15 protein-coding genes and 1 pseudogene are annotated in these 16,698 nt (G+C 53.8%); 6 read left to right on the plus strand and 10 right to left on the minus strand.

Annotated elements, in window-relative coordinates; all coding sequences use genetic code 11:
* Positions 1-33: 33 nt before the first annotated feature.
* The 5 genes and pseudogenes from ftsI to mgrB form a co-directional block, all read right to left on the minus strand.
* On the minus strand, positions 34-1,752 hold the full coding sequence (ftsI, locus tag ACOTYN_RS12130) for a peptidoglycan glycosyltransferase FtsI (RefSeq protein ID WP_332956931.1): 1,719 nt from the start codon (positions 1,750-1,752) through the stop codon (positions 34-36).
* A gap of 218 nt (positions 1,753-1,970) precedes the next feature.
* A complete protein-coding gene (gene cspE, locus ACOTYN_RS12135) occupies positions 1,971-2,180 on the minus strand; it encodes a transcription antiterminator/RNA stability regulator CspE (protein WP_001062678.1) in 210 nt (69 codons plus the stop codon).
* A gap of 12 nt (positions 2,181-2,192) precedes the next feature.
* A pseudogene (locus tag ACOTYN_RS12140) lies at positions 2,193-2,337 on the minus strand (DUF2627 domain-containing protein).
* 671 nt (positions 2,338-3,008) lie between these two features.
* Positions 3,009-3,299 carry a YebO family protein gene (locus ACOTYN_RS12145; RefSeq protein ID WP_014884285.1) on the minus strand — a complete coding sequence of 97 codons (291 nt, stop codon included), beginning with the start codon at positions 3,297-3,299 and terminating at the stop codon, positions 3,009-3,011.
* Positions 3,300-3,373: 74 nt separating this feature from the next.
* Complete coding sequence (gene mgrB / locus ACOTYN_RS12150; RefSeq protein WP_014884286.1) at positions 3,374-3,517, minus strand: PhoP/PhoQ regulator MgrB; 144 nt, start codon at positions 3,515-3,517, stop codon at positions 3,374-3,376.
* A 160-nt stretch (positions 3,518-3,677) separates the two neighbouring features.
* Between mgrB and ACOTYN_RS12155 the strand changes: the two genes are divergently transcribed.
* Positions 3,678-3,917, plus strand: a complete 240-nt coding sequence (locus ACOTYN_RS12155; protein ID WP_014884287.1) for a YobH family protein — start codon at positions 3,678-3,680, stop codon at positions 3,915-3,917.
* A gap of 66 nt (positions 3,918-3,983) precedes the next feature.
* Here the strand turns inward: ACOTYN_RS12155 and kdgR are convergent, their stop codons facing one another.
* Positions 3,984-4,775: a DNA-binding transcriptional regulator KdgR gene (kdgR, locus tag ACOTYN_RS12160; RefSeq protein ID WP_014884288.1), complete on the minus strand. Its 792-nt coding sequence runs from the start codon at positions 4,773-4,775 to the stop codon at positions 3,984-3,986.
* A 178-nt stretch (positions 4,776-4,953) separates the two neighbouring features.
* Between kdgR and ACOTYN_RS12165 the strand changes: the two genes are divergently transcribed.
* A complete protein-coding gene (locus tag ACOTYN_RS12165; protein WP_014884289.1) occupies positions 4,954-6,327 on the plus strand; it encodes an MFS transporter in 1,374 nt (457 codons plus the stop codon).
* 50 nt (positions 6,328-6,377) lie between these two features.
* Here ACOTYN_RS12165 and htpX read toward each other — a convergent pair whose 3' ends face one another.
* The 4 genes from htpX to ACOTYN_RS12185 form a co-directional block, all read right to left on the minus strand.
* Positions 6,378-7,259 carry a protease HtpX gene (gene htpX, locus ACOTYN_RS12170; protein ID WP_014884290.1) on the minus strand — a complete coding sequence of 294 codons (882 nt, stop codon included), beginning with the start codon at positions 7,257-7,259 and terminating at the stop codon, positions 6,378-6,380.
* Between the two features lie 193 nt (positions 7,260-7,452).
* Positions 7,453-9,501 (minus strand): carboxy terminal-processing peptidase, encoded by a 2,049-nt coding sequence (prc, locus tag ACOTYN_RS12175; RefSeq protein ID WP_014884291.1) that lies wholly within the window; start codon positions 9,499-9,501, stop codon positions 7,453-7,455.
* A 19-nt stretch (positions 9,502-9,520) separates the two neighbouring features.
* Positions 9,521-10,207 carry an RNA chaperone ProQ gene (gene proQ, locus ACOTYN_RS12180; protein WP_332956928.1) on the minus strand — a complete coding sequence of 229 codons (687 nt, stop codon included), beginning with the start codon at positions 10,205-10,207 and terminating at the stop codon, positions 9,521-9,523.
* Between the two features lie 96 nt (positions 10,208-10,303).
* On the minus strand, positions 10,304-10,801 hold the full coding sequence (locus tag ACOTYN_RS12185; RefSeq protein WP_014884293.1) for a GAF domain-containing protein: 498 nt from the start codon (positions 10,799-10,801) through the stop codon (positions 10,304-10,306).
* Positions 10,802-10,933: 132 nt separating this feature from the next.
* Between ACOTYN_RS12185 and yebS the strand changes: the two genes are divergently transcribed.
* From yebS to ACOTYN_RS12205, 4 genes are all read left to right on the plus strand, one after another.
* A complete protein-coding gene (gene yebS / locus ACOTYN_RS12190; protein ID WP_023330643.1) occupies positions 10,934-12,217 on the plus strand; it encodes a membrane integrity lipid transport subunit YebS in 1,284 nt (427 codons plus the stop codon).
* Positions 12,186-14,819, plus strand: coding sequence for a PqiB family protein (locus ACOTYN_RS12195; protein WP_014884295.1), 2,634 nt, complete (start codon positions 12,186-12,188; stop codon positions 14,817-14,819). The genes yebS and ACOTYN_RS12195 overlap by 32 nt, the downstream gene beginning before the upstream one ends.
* A 77-nt stretch (positions 14,820-14,896) precedes the next feature.
* Positions 14,897-16,339, plus strand: coding sequence for a 16S rRNA (cytosine(1407)-C(5))-methyltransferase RsmF (rsmF, locus tag ACOTYN_RS12200; RefSeq protein WP_045134186.1), 1,443 nt, complete (start codon positions 14,897-14,899; stop codon positions 16,337-16,339).
* A 106-nt stretch (positions 16,340-16,445) separates the two neighbouring features.
* Positions 16,446-16,685 carry a YebV family protein gene (locus tag ACOTYN_RS12205; protein WP_008500472.1) on the plus strand — a complete coding sequence of 80 codons (240 nt, stop codon included), beginning with the start codon at positions 16,446-16,448 and terminating at the stop codon, positions 16,683-16,685.
* The last annotated feature ends 13 nt before the right edge of the window (positions 16,686-16,698 follow it).

Here is a 16,698-nt window from a genome sequence, read left to right on the forward strand (position 1 = left end):
TACCGCTATTCGCCCCGCTATAAAACGGCTGGATTACCGCATGACGATAAGGTGGTCAGAACCGGCCGGGAGGCCATCAGGTTTTATATTCTCCAGGCGCAGCACGTTGCCCATGATTTCGCTGAAAACCGGCGCTGAAACCGCTCCACCGTAGTACGCCCCGTTTTGAGGCTCGTTAATCACCACGACCAGCGCAAAACGCGGATCGCTCGCAGGCGCGACGCCCGCGGTATAGGCGACATATTTATCGACATATTTGCCGCTGTCATCAATCTTCTTCGCCGTACCGGTTTTTACCGCCACGCGGTAATCACGCACCGCGGCCTTAACGCCACCGCCACCGGGTAGCGCAACGCTCTCCATCATATGCTCCACCTCATGCGCGATCTCCTCCGGCATAACGCGGTGCCCGATAACGGGGGGATCGACGCGGGTGATCGACAGGGGACGCTCCAGTCCAAATCCGCCAATCGTCGCATAGACGTGGGCAAGCTGGAGCGGCGTCACCATCAGGCCATAGCCGAAGGCAAAGGTCGCGCGGTCGAGCTGGCTCCAGTACTTACGCTGTGGCAACAGGCCCGCGCTCTCCCCCGTTAAGCCAAGACCCGTGTTCGTGCCAAAACCAAAGTTCCGGTAGGTATCAAGAAGGTGCTGTATGGGCATCGCCAGCGAGAGCCGGGAGACTCCGGTATCGCTCGATTTCTGCAGGATCCCGGTCATCGTCAGCTCCGGGTAGTAGCCCACGTCGCGAATACGGTGTCCATCAAGTGTATAAGGATGGGTGTCAATCACGCTGTCCGGCTGGACCAGCCCCTGCTGCAGCGCCGTCATCAGCACCAGCGGTTTAACGGTCGAACCGGGTTCGAACGTATCGCTAATAGCCCGGTTACGAAAATCGTTAATTGTCGCGCCTTCCCGGTTATTGGGGTTGAAGTCCGGGTAACTCGCCATGGCGAGTATTTCGCCGGTTGGGATATTGATCAATACCGATGCCCCTGACTCGGCCTTATTCCAGGCCACGGCATTATCCAGCGCGTCTTCGGTAATGGTCTGTAGCCGCTCGTCGATGCTGAGCTGAATGTTATGCGCTGGCGTGGGCGCAACTTCCGTCAGGTTTTCAACCACCCGGCCGTAGCGATCCTCCCTTACCTGTCGGACACCCGCTTTACCCGTCAGCTGAGTATTAAAGCTTTTTTCCACCCCTTCAATGCCCTGCCCGTCAATATTGGTGAAGCCAATCAGATTGGCCGCCACGTGGCCTGCCGGGTAAAAACGGCGCGATTCATCACGCAGGTTAATTCCCGGCAAATTCAGTTTATCAATCCATTTGGCCTGCGCAGGATCAACCTGACGAGCCAGGTAAATGAACCGGCCCTTGGGATTGGCGTTAATGCGCGAAGAGAGGGTATTCAGGGAGAGATGAAGCGCGCTCGCAAGCGCCTGCCAGCGATCGTCAAAACCAACGCCCCCTTTTGCGAGTACCGTTTTAGGGTCGGCCCATACGGCTCTGACGGGCACGCTGACCGCCAGAGGTCGGCCTTCACGATCCGTGATCATCCCTCGTGGAGCATCAATCGTCAGCTGACGCAGCGATCGCATATCTTCCTGCTTCACCAGGTTGTCTGGTTTGATGATTTGTAGCCAGGCAACACGACCCAGTAAAAAAGCCAGACTGCAGAAAATAGCAAAACAGAGCAGCGCAAAACGCGCTGGTGTGAAATTGCCAGCGCTCATAATTAATTTCTTTTTCACCTGAACCCCAGAGCTGTTAAACAACGCTCTGATTTAACGGGAAAAGATGCGCTGAGGGAGGCGAAACTGTGCTTCTAACCTCGCAGCTTTGCAACAAGTTGCTAACGAGACAGAGGATAGTCATATTTTGAAAGATAAGGGCATAAAAAAGCCCCGCATTGTGCGAGGCTTTATGTCTGAGATTGAAGTGCTACGCGCTTCAGTCAGCAGCGGTTCGATCAGATAGCAGTTACGTTAACTGCAGCTGGGCCTTTCTGGCCGTCCTGAATTTCGAACTCAACGTTCTGGCCTTCAGCCAGAGTTTTGAAGCCGTTACCCTGGATTGCAGAGAAGTGTACGAACACGTCTTTGCTGCCGTCAGCAGGAGTAATGAAACCAAAACCTTTAGACTCGTTGAACCACTTAACTTGACCTTTAATCTTTGCCATTTGCAAAATTCCTTAGAGTGTTTTCTTAGCCCGCAGGCATTGACTGAGATAAAACTGAGACATTACTGCATGAGGCACTAATATAAGGTTCGGCAGAGAAGCGGTATTCAACGACAACGTGTTTACTCAGGACTTCTTTACTGAAAATGCCACACATAAACAGAACTGTACCTCGTTTGACCCAAAACGTGTTATCACACACTATGTTTAATATGGCAAGCCATTTTTAAACATGTCTCGATCCGCCGCACAAATTCGAACACTGTCTGTAAGGATTTGCACAATTATGCGCGATACACACAGACAGCTTAACGCCCTTACACAGGCTCTACGATGCTTTCGCAAGCACTGTAATCTAAGACTTTTTTAACATAGCTCAATCATTACAATGCGTCCAGCAACCGTGAAAAGAAATCTTCGGAATTGATTGAGTTAGAACAAATTGTGAAAACTTATGCTTAAATCATTGCAACGGGGGCGTATTGTTTCAGGAAAAACTCAATGTTAATAATCCGCACCGAACTGTATTAAAATGCAGCAGGTAATAAGGAGGGTTATGCACCAAAATAATGAAATTTTTATGACGCTGCATCAAAACAAGGCAAGCAAAACGTTTCGATAAAAATAAAACATTTTTGAGCGTAGATACATACAGAATATATGCAACAATTCATCGCTTCGTTTATAAGGATAAATAATCGCCAGTTTTCAGTATCCTGAAAGTACTATTAACTGGTGCTAAATTATCTGCCTTACCACTTAACGCGTTTTCAGGGAGGGATTACACCTGGACTGAACCAGACCACAGTCCCTCCCGGGACACGGCAATCAGCGCTCAGCCACCAGACGGATAAAATCGTCCTGATCCTGGTTGTTTTCAGCGACAGCCTCTTTTGACTCGTCTTTCCCTTCCGGTTCGTTAGCCTCGCACAGACGACGCAGCAGCGCATTCTGACGCTTTTGCTGATCGAGCAGCGCTTCCAGCAGTTCAATCTGCTCGTTTGTACGGGAACTGGCACGGTTCACGAAAAACCAAATGACCAGACCCACCAGCAGAACAACCAAAGAGATCATCAGGGATGCTACATTCAGCAACCCTGAGTTCAGTAACTCACCCATTTCACCACCTCAATAAAAACGCCTATTTTACCACTGGTGCGAAGGAAGGAAATCACCTTAAGAAAAAATGCGTGCTACCACGGGATAAACTTATTGATTGCGCAAACGCCGCTAAAAAACTGTACATCCTGATCGCACATCACATTGATCGTCTGCGTCCATAACACCACGCACGCTATCAGTACGACAATCAGAATCACCCAGCGTATTTTTTTCACTCCACACTCCGTCTAAAGACCTGATACAGCCAGGTTATCACGGTGACCTTAAACAAGGACTAACTGTACCAACATCAGGTCTTTTTCAGAATCCTGCACTTGTTTCATTACGTAAACCGTTTAGGCTAGCCTCATGATAACAACGATAAAAGAGGTAACAATGCGCGTAATCATTCGAACGATTATAGTACTGGCGATACTCTGGATTGGACTTTTGTTAACCGGCTACGGTGTGCTTGTGGGAAGCACCGAAAATGCAGCAGGCTTAGGTATTCAGTGTAAGTACGTAACAGCACAAGGCGTAAGCACGGCGCAGTATCTCCATTCTGATAGCGGCATCATTGGTTTAACCAACTGCCCGGTACTGAGAAAGATGTCCGTCGTGGTTGATAATGGCTAACTGGCCTGGTTAACCACTGACGAAAAACGCCGCAGAAAATGCGGCGTTTTTTTATGCTAAAACGCGTTAAAAGGGATAGTCGTGATAGCCCATCTGCTCGGAAATCTTACGCGCGGCAGTGTGCAGAATAGCCACATACTCGTGCAGACGCTCTTCTGAGAAGCGCAGGGTTGGGAAAGAGATACTTAAACCCGCGATCACCACGCCAAAACGGTCAAACACCGGAACGCCGATGCAGCGCAGCCCTTCTTCCTGCTCTTCGTTATCTTCGCCGTATCCTTGTTCACGCACCTTGTCGAGTACCGTTAACAGTTCATCAGTATTGGTAATGGTTCGTTCCGTACTGCGTTTATATTCCACACCATCAAGGATCTGCTTCACCTCTTCGCGATCGCGCCACGCCAGCAGAACCTTGCCAATTGCCGTGCTATAAAGCGGGTTGCGGCGGCCAATGCGCGAATACATACGCAGGTTGTACATGGAGTCGATTTTATGGATGTAAACAATGCTGTCTTCATCCAGTGCACCCAGGTGGATGGTCTCTTTGGTCAGACGGGAGATCTCACGCATCTGAATGTCCGCGCTGCGGATCAAATCAACGTTTTGCAGCGCCCGGGCACCCAGTTCGAACAGCTTTAGCGTCAGAGAGTATTTTTCAGACTCTCCTTCCTGCGCTACATAACCCAGTGACTTCATGGTTTGCAAAAAGCGGTAAACGGTGCTTTTCGACATCATCACACGCTGCGACAACTCTGTAATACCAATTTCACGCTCTTCTCCGAGCGCCTGTAAGATGCCAAACACCTTCAGCACGGAAGAAACAGAATCTGGCTGTTTATCCAAATCCGCAATTGCCATTTACCACCTCATAGAGAGTGTTTTATAAAAATCAGAACCGGTTTTTATTATAAATTCCTGTGATGTTACCTGCAATCAATGCGCGTTTGTTTCGTTACAAATCTGCGACATATAACGGCGTTGACAGTGCTAGAATCATTACCCTGAGAATAATTTCACCCTGAGCTTTTTATCCCCAATGGAAAAGAACCTTTCCGATGGTCTGCCTTTGCCCTTGCGGTACGGCGCCATTGCTACGATTATTATTGGGATCTCAATGGCCGTCCTCGATGGCGCGATTGCGAACGTTGCCCTGCCCACTATCGCCAGCGACCTGCAGGCCTCCCCGGCCAGCTCGATATGGATTGTTAACGCCTATCAGATTGCGATTGTGATTTCCCTGCTCTCCTTCTCTTTCCTCGGCGACATGTTCGGCCACCGTCGGGTCTATCAGTGCGGCCTGGTGGTGTTCACCTTTACCTCGCTGTTATGCGCCCTGTCTGACTCATTGCACACGCTGACGCTGGCGCGCATAGCGCAGGGCTTTGGCGGTGCGGCGCTGATGAGTGTAAATACGGCATTGATCCGCTTGATCTATCCGCAGCGCCACCTTGGACGCGGGATGGGGATAAACTCGTTTATTGTCGCGGTTTCCTCCGCCGCCGGACCAACAATTGCAGCAGCCATACTTTCTGTCGCCTCATGGCAATGGCTCTTTGCCATAAACGTGCCGCTGGGTATCGTGGCTATCTTCTTTGCCCTGCGTTTTCTTCCTGCTAACGGCCCCAAAAGTACCATGCCGCGTTTTGACGTCCCCAGCGCAGTGATGAATGCACTGACCTTTGGTCTGCTGATTACAGCCCTGAGCGGCTTTGCTCAGGGGCAATCCATGGCGCTTACCGGCATCGAGCTTATCGCCCTGCTGGTAACAGGATTCTTCTTTGTTCGCCGTCAGCTCGCCCTGCCCGTTCCTTTGCTGCCGGTAGATCTGCTGCGTATCCCCCTCTTTTCGCTCTCCATCTGTACGTCCATTTGCTCGTTCTGCGCTCAGATGCTGGCGCTGGTTTCTCTGCCCTTCTTTCTGCAAAGCGTGGTAGGACGTTCGGAGGTGGAGACCGGGCTGCTGCTAACGCCCTGGCCACTGGCGACGATGGTGATGGCGCCGCTGGCGGGTTACTTAATTGAACGTATCCATGCCGGTTTGTTGGGTGCGGTGGGACTGGCCGTCATGGCAACCGGCCTTTTCGCGCTGGCACTGTTACCGTCATCACCCAGCGATCTGGACATCGTCTGGCGCATGATCCTCTGTGGTGCGGGGTTCGGCCTGTTTCAGTCCCCCAATAATCACACCATCATCACCTCTGCGCCCCGTCACCGCAGTGGCGGCGCCAGCGGGATGTTGGGAACTGCGCGCCTTCTGGGGCAAAGCAGCGGCGCGGCGCTGGTTGCCCTGATGTTTAACCTTGCCGGGCAAAACGGTAACCACGTTGCGCTGCTCACCGCCGGCGCGCTTGCCACCCTCGCGGCCATCGTCAGCGGTCTGCGCGTTACCCAGCCCAGGGTTCAGGCATAAAAAAAGCCGGGCGGAGAATACGCCTGCCCGGCTTATTGTGACGCTTCGCGTTACTTCAGGTATTCCCCACTGCGCAGCGCTTCAATACGTTTATCCAGCGGCGGGTGAGACATAAACAGCTCACTGAGCGACTTTGATTTACCGTTGATGCAGAAGGCCATCATGCTGTTCGCTTCCTGCGGCTCGTAGCTGGTTTTCAGGCGCTGCAGGGCAGCAATCATCTTCTCGCGTCCCACCAGTTTCGCAGAGCCGGCATCCGCGTGGAATTCACGGTGGCGCGAGAACCACATGGTGATAATACTCGCCAGAATACCGAACACCAGTTCCAGCACCATCGACACGGCGAAGTAGATCAGCGGGTTACCGTTGCTCTCTTCACCTTCATCACGGTTGCCGCCCATAAAGCCCGCCGCAATCTGCGCCAGGATACGGGAGATAAAGATAACGAAGGTGTTCACCACGCCCTGAATCAGCGTCATGGTCACCATGTCGCCGTTGGCAATATGGCTGATTTCGTGAGCGATGACCGCTTCGGCTTCGTCACGGCTCATGTTTTGCAGCAACCCGGTGCTGACAGCAACCAGCGATGCATCACGACGGGCACCCGTGGCAAACGCGTTAATATCGGGCGCATGATAAATGGCCACCTGCGGCATGGCGATCCCGGCCTGACGGGATTGCTGAGCCACCGTATTCATCAGCCACTGTTCCATATCGTTACGCGGCTGCTCAATCACCTCACCGCCGACGGATTTCAGCGCCATCCACTTTGACATCAGCAGGGAAATGAACGAGCCACCAAAACCAAACAGCAGCGCCATAATCAACAGACCCTGAACGCTGCTCGACTGAATTCCTGTCAGGCTTAGCACGAGCCCGAAAACCACCATCACCGCCAGGTTGGTGAGCAGGAAGAGCGCGATTCGCATCATAATTTTCTTTTAACCTCAGTTTAACAAAGCGCACTATGCGATTACCCACATCGTATGGGTATTGCGGCTATTTTCAAGCATCCGGAGGGCGTAAGTCACCAGAAAGACACAACTTTACACAATTGGAAATCTGCCTGACGGAAGGATGCGGAACAAAAAGAAACAGGCACAATTTCTTGTGCCTGTTGGGGGATTATTTCGCCGGAGCGGGTTGCTCGGCAGGCTTATCTTTTTCCAGATTCGCCAGGTCGAGGGCAATATGCACCGTCTCGTCCAGGTAAGGATCCGGCTCCTGGTAATCTTTTGGCAGATCGTCCAGTTTCTTGAGCAGAGGCTTACCTTCACGCTTGAAGCGGTCGTTGATACGGGCCAGACGCGTGGCATCGTCTTCGTTGTTCTCTTTCTCACGCTGGGCGTAGTTCAGAGAAACAATATTCCGTTTATCCTTCAGGGCATTGAAACGCGCAATGTCCTTCATGATGTACTGGAATTCCGGATCTTTCGCGATGCGGTCGTTATGCGCTTTCAGCAGTTCAGGGCCAAATTGCGTCATATCACCCGCTTTCACGTAGGTCGCAGCATTGATGCTGTCCCACGGTAACGCGTTATCTTCAAACTTCTCGCCCGTTTCGGTCTCTTCCGTACCTGTCGGCATCATGATATCCGGCGTGACGCCTTTACGCTGCGTACTGCCGCCGTTGACGCGGTAGAACTTCTGAATGGTGTACTGCACTGAACCCAGCGCAGGCCATTCCGGACGCAGCATCTGATCGTAGATACGGTTCAGCGATCGATACTGCTGAACGGTGCCTTTACCAAAGGTTGGCTCACCCACGATCAGCGCACGGCCGTAGTCCTGCATTGCCGCGGCAAAGATCTCAGACGCAGACGCACTGAAGCGGTCGACCAGCACGACCAGCGGGCCTTTGTAGTAGACCACACCGTCGTTGTCGGCATCTTCACGGACTTTACCGTTGTTATCACGCACCTGAACCACAGGGCCAGACGGGATGAAGAGGCCAGAGAGCGATACCGCTTCTGTCAGCGCACCACCGCCGTTGCTGCGCAGGTCAATGATGACGCTGCTGACGTTCTGTTTCTCAAGTTTCTGCAGCTGAACCTTCACATCGTCGGTCAGCCCTACGTAGAAGCCAGGGATATCCAGGACACCCACCTTCTCTTTACCCACGGTTTTCACCGACATTTTCACCGCGCGGTCTTCCAGACGGATACGCTCACGGGTCAGGGTAACGATACGGGTTTTAGTGCCTTTACCCGCTGGTAGAATTTCCAGACGAACTTTGCTGCCTTTCGGACCTTTAATCAGCGCAACCACGTCGTCAAGACGCCAGCCAATGACATCGACCATGCCTTTACCGGTTTGTCCGACCCCGACAATGCGGTCACCTACGCTGATCGCTTTGCTTTTGGAGGCCGGGCCACCCGCCACCATGGAATTGATCACGGTGTAATCATCGTCCATCTGCAGTACCGCACCGATACCTTCCAGAGACAGGCTCATTTCGGTATTGAACTGTTCGGTGTTGCGCGGGGAGAGATAGTTGGTGTGCGGATCGATTTCGTGCGCAAAGGCCGTCATTGCCAGAGAGAAGACATCCTCACTGTTGGTCTGCGCCAGACGACGAATGGCAAATTTGTAACGACGCGTCAGCGTGTCACGGATCTCTTTTTCATCTTTGCCGGTCAGCTTGAGACTCAGTTCGTCGTATTTGACCTTTCCGTCCCACAGCGCATTCAACTCGGCTTCATCTTTCGGCCACGGCGCTTTGCTGCGATCAAGATTAAAATTGTCGTTGCCGGTGAAGTCCATCGGACGTTCGAGCACTTTCAGGGCGTACTGATAGCGTTCAAAGCGGCGCTTTTGCGACAGGTTGTAGAGGTCGTAGAAAAGATCCAGCTTGCCTGACCGCAACTCATCACCCACTTCGGATTTGCGCTTAGCGAACTGCTCGACATCACTGGCGAGCAAAACGTTATGGCTGTAATCCAGCAAGTTCAGATAGCGGTCAAAGATTTTGGCCGAAAAGGCCTGATCGAGATCGAACTGACGATAGTGCGAGCGGGTGAAACGAGACGTCACGCGCTCGCTCACCGTCGCGTGCTGCGTCTCTTCCTTGAGTACCGGAATTTGATCAACACGCGTGATATCGTCCACTGCGAAAGCATGGCCTGTTATAGCAAACAGACCCGCCAGCGCGGTGAGCTTAAAAAAAGTGTTCATGCCAGGCTTGGCCTCCGTTTCAGAACAACAAGTGTTCTGCGCGTACAATCATTGACATACCAGAAGTCAGCTGTACACGAACGCCATCTTTGGTGATTTCCAGTACGGTGGCGTCCATAGCATTGTTGCCCGCTTTGACCTTCAGCGCCTGACCCACGCTCAGCGCGTTGATGTCAGAAACCGGGGTATGGCGCGGCTCTTCACGAGGCGCACGTGGGGCTTTGGCTGCTGGTTTGTCTGCACGCGGTTTGCGATCGTTATTATCGTGACGACGCAGCGCAGGGCGCGGTTTACGCTCACGACGAGGCGCTTCTTCCTGGCCGTTTGCCGCTGCGGCTTCGCGTTTTTTCGCTTGCTGTTCTGCACGTTGTGCCTGAACGCGTGCTTTGGCTTCTTCAAGCTGCTTGCGTGCGTGTTCAACGTGCTGCTCGTCCAGCTCACCACAAGGGTTGCCGTCGAGATCCACGCGAGTCGCGCCCGGTTTGATACCGTACAGGTAACGCCAGCTCGAAGTATAAAGACGTAAGGCAGAACGCAACTGAGTTTTGCTGAGGTTCATTTCCCCCTCAACGCGCGCTACCAGATCCTGAAAAATACCGACTTTCAGGGGACGAGCTTCACCTTCCGCGCTGAAGCACTGCGGGAAACGCTCGGCCAGAAATGCGATAACTTCTTTACTGCTATTCAACTTAGGTTGATTTTCCATGAAATTTCCTGATTACAACGGACGTTGCCAACAAGCGCAGGCATGAACAGGCGTCATTATAATGACGCTATCAGTAAATGCTACGTTATCCGTTGATTATCCTGCGACGCTCGCAAAGAATTTTTGATAATCGGTGCCGGCAAGGACGTTTTCCAGATTCGCCACCAGCTCGCGCAGCCCTTGCTCGTCCTCGGTTGTGAAGCGACTGAAGACGGTGCTGTCGATATCCAAAACGCCAATAATCTGATTTCTTACCACCAGCGGCAGTACGATCTCAGAATTACTGGCGGCATCACAGGCGATATGCCCGTCAAACGCATGAACATCTTCCACACGCTGTACCTGATTCTCGGCCACCGCAGTACCGCATACACCGCGCCCGACCGGAATACGCACGCAAGCCAGTTTTCCCTGGAACGGGCCAAGTACCAGCGTGTCACCTTCCAGGAGGTAAAAGCCAGCCCAGTTCACGTCAGAGAGACGTTCGAACAACAATGCGCTAGTATTTGCCAGAGTGGCTAAGAAGCTGGTCTCACCCGCCATCAATGCCTTAAAATCGCGGTTCAGATCCGCGTAGAATTCTGTTTTGTTCATTATTCAATCACTTAGTTGTCTTACAAAATTACCGCATAGCCTATTAAAATAAGCATTAAATGCGCTCATGCTCAAGATGAATCCGTTCATGAGTTAATATAACGTTCAACAATACTTATTTGTGCGCAGCTGATGGCCTTAAAAACAACCAAAATTACGCCGACAAAAAAGATAACGGTCCATACTGTAAGAGACGCTTTGCCTCGTGCACATTATCAGCGTTGCCCCCAGTGCGATACGCTTTTTATGTTGCCGAAGATGAAATCGCACCAAAGTGCCTTTTGCCCCCGATGTGACGCGAAAATTCGTGACGGCCGAGACTGGTCGTTAACCCGTCTGGCCGCCATGGCCGTCACCATGCTGCTGCTGATGCCCTTCGCCTGGACCGAGCCCCTGCTGAAGCTCTACCTGCTTGGCGTACGCATTGATGCCAACGTGCTGCAGGGGATCTGGCAGATGACCCGCCAGGGCGATCCGATTACCGCTGCCATGGTGCTGTTTTGCGCCGTTGGCGCGCCACTGGTGCTGGTTGCAGCCATTGCCTATCTGTGGTTTGGCAACATCCTGGGGATGAATCTTCGCCCGGTGCTGCTGATGCTGGATAAACTCAAAGAGTGGGTGATGCTGGATATCTATCTGGTCGGTGTGGGCGTGGCATCAATTAAAGTGCAGGATTATGCTTTTCTGCAGCCGGGCGTCGGGCTTTTTGCCTTTATTTGCCTGGTGCTGCTCAGCATCCTGACGCTGATCCACCTGAACGTTGAGCAACTCTGGGAGCGTTTTTACCCTCAGCGCCCTGCCACCCGTCCGGATGAGAATCTCCGCGTCTGTCTGGGATGCCATTACACCGGGTTGCCCGATCCCCGTGGGCGCTGTCCGCGCTGCCACATACCCTTGCTGCATCGACGCAATAACAGTCTGCAAAAATGCTGGGCGGCGCTGATTGCCTCCCTGGTGTTCTTGATCCCCGCCAATATGCTGCCGATTTCCATCATTTACGTGAATGGTGCCCGTCAGGAGGATACAATCCTCTCCGGCATTATCTCCCTGGCGCACAGCAACGTTGGGGTGGCGGCCATCGTCTTTATCGCCAGTATCCTGGTTCCTTTTACCAAAGTCGTGGTGATGTTCACCCTGCTCATCAGCATTCACTTTAAGTGTGAACAAGGATTACGAACCCGAATACTGCTTCTGCGATTTGTCACCTGGATTGGCCGCTGGTCCATGTTGGATCTGTTTGTGATTTCGCTGATGATGTCGCTGATCAACCGCGACCAGTTACTTGCTTTTACTATGGGACCCGCAGCTTTTTATTTCGGCTCTGCGGTGATATTGACTATTCTTGCTGTGGAATGGCTGGATAGCCGCTTACTTTGGGATGCACATGAGTCAGGAAACCCCCGCTTCGCCGACTGAAGCGAGAATTAAAACTAAACGCCGCATTTCGCCATTCTGGTTGCTGCCTGTCATCGCCCTGATGATTGCAGGCTGGCTTATCTGGACGAGCTATGAAGATCGCGGAAGTACCGTCACCATTGATTTCCAGACCGCCGACGGCATCGTCGCCGGACGAACCCCCGTTCGTTTTCAGGGGGTTGAAGTCGGTACGGTTCAGGACATCTCACTCGGAAAAGGGCTGAACAAAATTCAGGTGCGGGTCAGCATTAAATCGGACATGCAGGACGCGCTGCGCAGCGAAACGCAGTTCTGGCTGGTCACGCCGAAGGCGTCTCTGGCGGGTGTCTCGGGGCTGGATGCGCTGGTTGGCGGTAACTACATCGGTATGATGCCAGGCAAGGGCGAACCGCAGGATCACTTTGTCGCGCTGGATACGCAGCCAAAATACCGTCTCAATAACGGCGATCTGATGATCCATCTGCAGGCGCCGGATCTCGGCTCACTGAACAGTGGCTCGCTGGTCTATTTCCGAAAAATTCCGGTGGGTCGCGTTTACGATTACGCCATCAATCCGAACAAACAGGGCGTGACCATCGATGTGCTGATCGAACGCCGATTCACCAACCTTGTGAAAAAAGGCAGCCGCTTCTGGAACGTGTCTGGCGTAGATGCCGACCTCAGCCTGAGCGGTGCTAAAGTGAAGCTGGAGAGCCTGGCCGCGCTGGTAAACGGGGCGATTGCCTTTGACTCCCCGGAGAACTCCAGCCCTGCTGCTGCCGATGATACGTTCGGGTTGTACGCTGATCTGGCGCACAGCCAGCGAGGGGTGATCGTCAAACTTGTTCTGCCCGATGCGAAAGGTCTGAAAGCCGGATCAACACCGCTGATGTATCAGGGTCTGCAGGTAGGTCAGCTCACCAAAATGACGCTCAACCCTGGCGGCTCGGTGACGGGCGAAATGACCGTCGACCCCAGCGTGGTCGATCTCCTGCGCGAGAAAACGCGTATCGAGATGCGCAGTCCGAAGCTCTCTCTGAACGATGCCAGTCTCAGCACTTTGCTGACCGGCAACACGTTTGAACTGATCCCCGGAGAAGGAAAGCCAAGCAACAACTTCGTGATCGCCCCGGCGGATAAAGCCCTGCTGCAAAAACCGGGCGTTGTGACGGTTACGCTAAATGCACCCGAAAGTTATGGTATTGAAGCCGGTCAGCCGCTAATCCTCCACGGTGTCCAGGTGGGTCAGGTTCTGGAGCGAACGCTTTCCGAAAACGGCGTGAGCTTCTCGGTAGCGATCGATCCGCAATACAGCAACCTTGTCCATGGCGACAGTAAATTCGTGGTAAACAGCCGCGTCGATGTGAAGGTAGGCCTGGACGGCGTAGAGTTCCTTGGTGCCAGTGCCAGCGAATGGGTTAACGGCGGCATTCGCATTTTGCCGGGCGATAAAGGCCCCATCCGCGAAAATTACCCGCTGTATGCCAACCTGGACAAAGCGATTGAAAACAGCCTGAGCGATCTGCCGACGACCACGCTGACCTTGAGCGCCGAGACGCTACCGGACGTCCAGGCGGGTTCTGTGGTGCTGTATCGCAAGTTTGAAGTCGGGGAAGTGATCGCCGTTCGCCCGCGTGCGGACGCGTTTGATATCGAACTGCATATCAAGCCGGAGTATCGCAAGCTGCTGACGCCAAACAGCGTCTTCTGGGCCGAAGGCGGCGCGAAAGTTCAGCTTAACGGTAACGGGCTGACCGTGCAGGCCTCCCCGCTCTCACGCGCGCTGCGCGGCGCCATTAGCTTCGATAACCTCAGCGGTGCAGGCGCAAACCTGCGTAAGGGCGATAAGCGTATTCTCTTCCCGTCCGAAACCGCCGCGCGTGCCGTGGGTGGGCAGATTACCCTGCATGCGTTTGATGCCGGTAAGCTGGCGGAAGGCATGCCGATTCGCTACCTGGGCATTGATATCGGCCAGATCCAGAAGCTGACGCTGATCACCTCCCGCAACGAGGTACAGGCCACCGCGGTGCTCTACCCGGAATATGTGCAGACCTTCGCCCGCACCGGTTCCCGCTTCTCGGTGGTGACGCCGCAGATTTCGGCCGCAGGCGTTGAACATCTCGACACTATTCTGCAGCCCTATATCAACGTCGAACCCGGCCAGGGCAATGCACGGCGTGATTTCGAACTGCAGGAAGCCACCATCACCGATTCGCGCTACCTCGGTGGCCTGAGCATTGTGGTGGAAGTCCCGGAAGCAGGCTCACTAGGCATCGGCACGCCGGTTCTGTTCCGCGGTATTGAGGTGGGTACGGTAACGGGTCTGACGCTTGGTACGCTCTCCGATCGCGTGATGGTGGCGTTACGTATCAGCGATCGTTACCAGCACCTGGTACGAAATAACTCGGTATTCTGGCTGGCCTCTGGCTACTCACTGGACTTCGGCCTGACGGGGGGCGTGGTTAAAACCGGTACCTTCAACCAGTTCATCCGTGGCGGTATTGCGTTTGCCACCCCGCCGGGCACGCCACTGGCGCCAAAAGCGCAGTCAGGGAAACACTTCCTGCTGCTCGAAAGCGAACCGAAAGAGTGGCGTGAATGGGGAACGGCCCTGCCGCGTTAATCTGAAAGGCTCCGGTGTCAACGCGCCGGAGCCTTTATGTTACACTGCGGACCTGAACTTTTCCCTGTGGTGTGCACGTGGCTCAAAACTCCGTATTTCTTCCTGAACAATTCCTTGCGCAAATGCGCGAGGCGCTCCCCTCTCATCTGTCGTTAGATGATTTTATCGCCGCCTGCCAGCGTCCGTTACGCCGGAGCATTCGCGTCAACACGCTGAAAATCAGCGTCGATGATTTTCTGACGCTGGTTTCCCCCTACAACTGGCAGCTTACGCCGGTGCCCTGGTGTGCAGAGGGGTTTTGGATCGAGCGCGATGACGAAGATGCCGTGCCGCTGGGAAGTACCGCAGAACATCTGAGCGGTCTGTTTTATATTCAGGAAGCCAGTTCGATGCTGCCGGTTGCCGCCCTGTTCGCAGAAGGCAACGCACCTGAACGCGTGATGGACGTTGCCGCCGCGCCCGGCTCCAAAACAACACAAATTGCCGCCCGGATGGGTAATCACGGGGCGATTCTTGCCAACGAATTTTCCGCCAGCCGCGTGAAAGTCTTGCATGCCAACATCAGCCGCTGCGGTATCCAGAATGTCGCCCTGACGCATTTTGACGGACGCGTGTTTGGCGCCGCCTTGCCGGAAGCGTTCGATGCCATTCTGCTCGACGCCCCCTGCTCCGGCGAGGGGGTGGTGCGTAAAGATCCCGATGCGTTAAAGAACTGGTCTGTGGAAAGCAATCTTGAGATCGCTGCCACGCAGCGCGAACTGATCGACAGCGCCTTTCACGCCCTGCGCCCCGGCGGCACGCTGGTGTACTCCACCTGTACCCTCAACCGCGATGAAAACGAAGACGTCTGTCTGTGGTTGAAAGCGCAATACCCGGATGCCGTTGAGTTCCTGCCACTTAACGATCTGTTTGCCACGGCAGATGAGGCCGCCACGCCGGAAGGTTTCCTGCACGTGTTCCCGCAGATTTACGACTGCGAAGGGTTCTTTGTGGCTCGTCTGCGCAAAACTCAGGCGGTGGCTCCCCTGCCAGCCCCGAAATTCAAGGTCGGCAATTTCCCGTTCGCCCCGCTGAAAGGCCGCGATGCTGTGCAACTTAAAGCCGCCGCCAACAAGGTTGGGCTGATCTGGGATGAGAATCTGCACCTCTGGATGCGTGATAAAGAGATATGGCTGTTCCCGGCACCCATTGAGCCGCTTATTGGCAAAGTCCGTTTTTCACGTATCGGGATCCGCCTGGCGGAAGTGCATAATAAAGGTTACCGCTGGCAGCACGAAGCGGTCATCGCCCTGGCGGACAGCGATAACACGTTTGAATTGACGCATCAGGAAGCCGAAGAGTGGTATCGTGGTCGCGACGTTTACCCGGAAACCACCCCGTCTCAGGATGAGGTTATTGTGACGTATCAGGGCTTCCCGTTGGGCCTGGCGAAAAAGGTCGGCTCGCGGCTGAAAAATAGTTATCCGCGGGAGTTGGTCCGCGATGGCCGGTTGTTTACGGGTAACAGTCCCACCGACTAAAAAAAAGCGCATTTTTTTACTGGCGATTTTGCTCTCCTTGTCTACGATCAAAAATGGATGCCCATACTGGTCATACCAGATTCTGAAAACCGACCCGGAGAGCACTATGACGAAAACCAGCGTGCGTATTGGCGCTTTTGAGATCGACGACGCAGAGCTTCGCGGCGAAGCACAAGGCGATCGAACGTTAAGTATTCCCTGCAAGTCCGACCCGGATTTGTGCATGCAACTCGACGCATGGGATGCGGATACCAGCGTCCCGGCGATACTTGATGGCGAACACTCTGTTCTTTACCGTGAGCATTACGATAGCAAAACCGATGCCTGGGTCATGCGCCTTGCCTGACCTAAAGAGAACC

This window comes from Enterobacter cloacae complex sp. IR5458, from assembly GCF_049238025.1.
GTDB classification, from domain to species: domain Bacteria; phylum Pseudomonadota; class Gammaproteobacteria; order Enterobacterales; family Enterobacteriaceae; genus Enterobacter; species Enterobacter kobei.

What these genes read in the sequence shown, in the direction of transcription:
- ACOTYN_RS12205 (WP_008500472.1), top strand. Translation starts at nt 16,446, where the DNA reads ATGACGAAAACCAGCGTGCGTATTGGCGCTTTTGAGATCGACGACGCA.
- ACOTYN_RS12185 (WP_014884293.1), bottom strand. Translation starts at nt 10,801, where the DNA reads ATGAACAAAACAGAATTCTACGCGGATCTGAACCGCGATTTTAAGGCA.
- htpX (WP_014884290.1), bottom strand. Translation starts at nt 7,259, where the DNA reads ATGATGCGAATCGCGCTCTTCCTGCTCACCAACCTGGCGGTGATGGTG.
- ACOTYN_RS12155 (WP_014884287.1), top strand. Translation starts at nt 3,678, where the DNA reads ATGCGCGTAATCATTCGAACGATTATAGTACTGGCGATACTCTGGATT.
- ACOTYN_RS12195 (WP_014884295.1), top strand. Translation starts at nt 12,186, where the DNA reads ATGAGTCAGGAAACCCCCGCTTCGCCGACTGAAGCGAGAATTAAAACT.
- proQ (WP_332956928.1), bottom strand. Translation starts at nt 10,207, where the DNA reads ATGGAAAATCAACCTAAGTTGAATAGCAGTAAAGAAGTTATCGCATTT.
- cspE (WP_001062678.1), bottom strand. Translation starts at nt 2,180, where the DNA reads ATGGCAAAGATTAAAGGTCAAGTTAAGTGGTTCAACGAGTCTAAAGGT.
- kdgR (WP_014884288.1), bottom strand. Translation starts at nt 4,775, where the DNA reads ATGGCAATTGCGGATTTGGATAAACAGCCAGATTCTGTTTCTTCCGTG.
- ACOTYN_RS12145 (WP_014884285.1), bottom strand. Translation starts at nt 3,299, where the DNA reads ATGGGTGAGTTACTGAACTCAGGGTTGCTGAATGTAGCATCCCTGATG.
- ACOTYN_RS12165 (WP_014884289.1), top strand. Translation starts at nt 4,954, where the DNA reads ATGGAAAAGAACCTTTCCGATGGTCTGCCTTTGCCCTTGCGGTACGGC.
- yebS (WP_023330643.1), top strand. Translation starts at nt 10,934, where the DNA reads ATGGCCTTAAAAACAACCAAAATTACGCCGACAAAAAAGATAACGGTC.
- prc (WP_014884291.1), bottom strand. Translation starts at nt 9,501, where the DNA reads ATGAACACTTTTTTTAAGCTCACCGCGCTGGCGGGTCTGTTTGCTATA.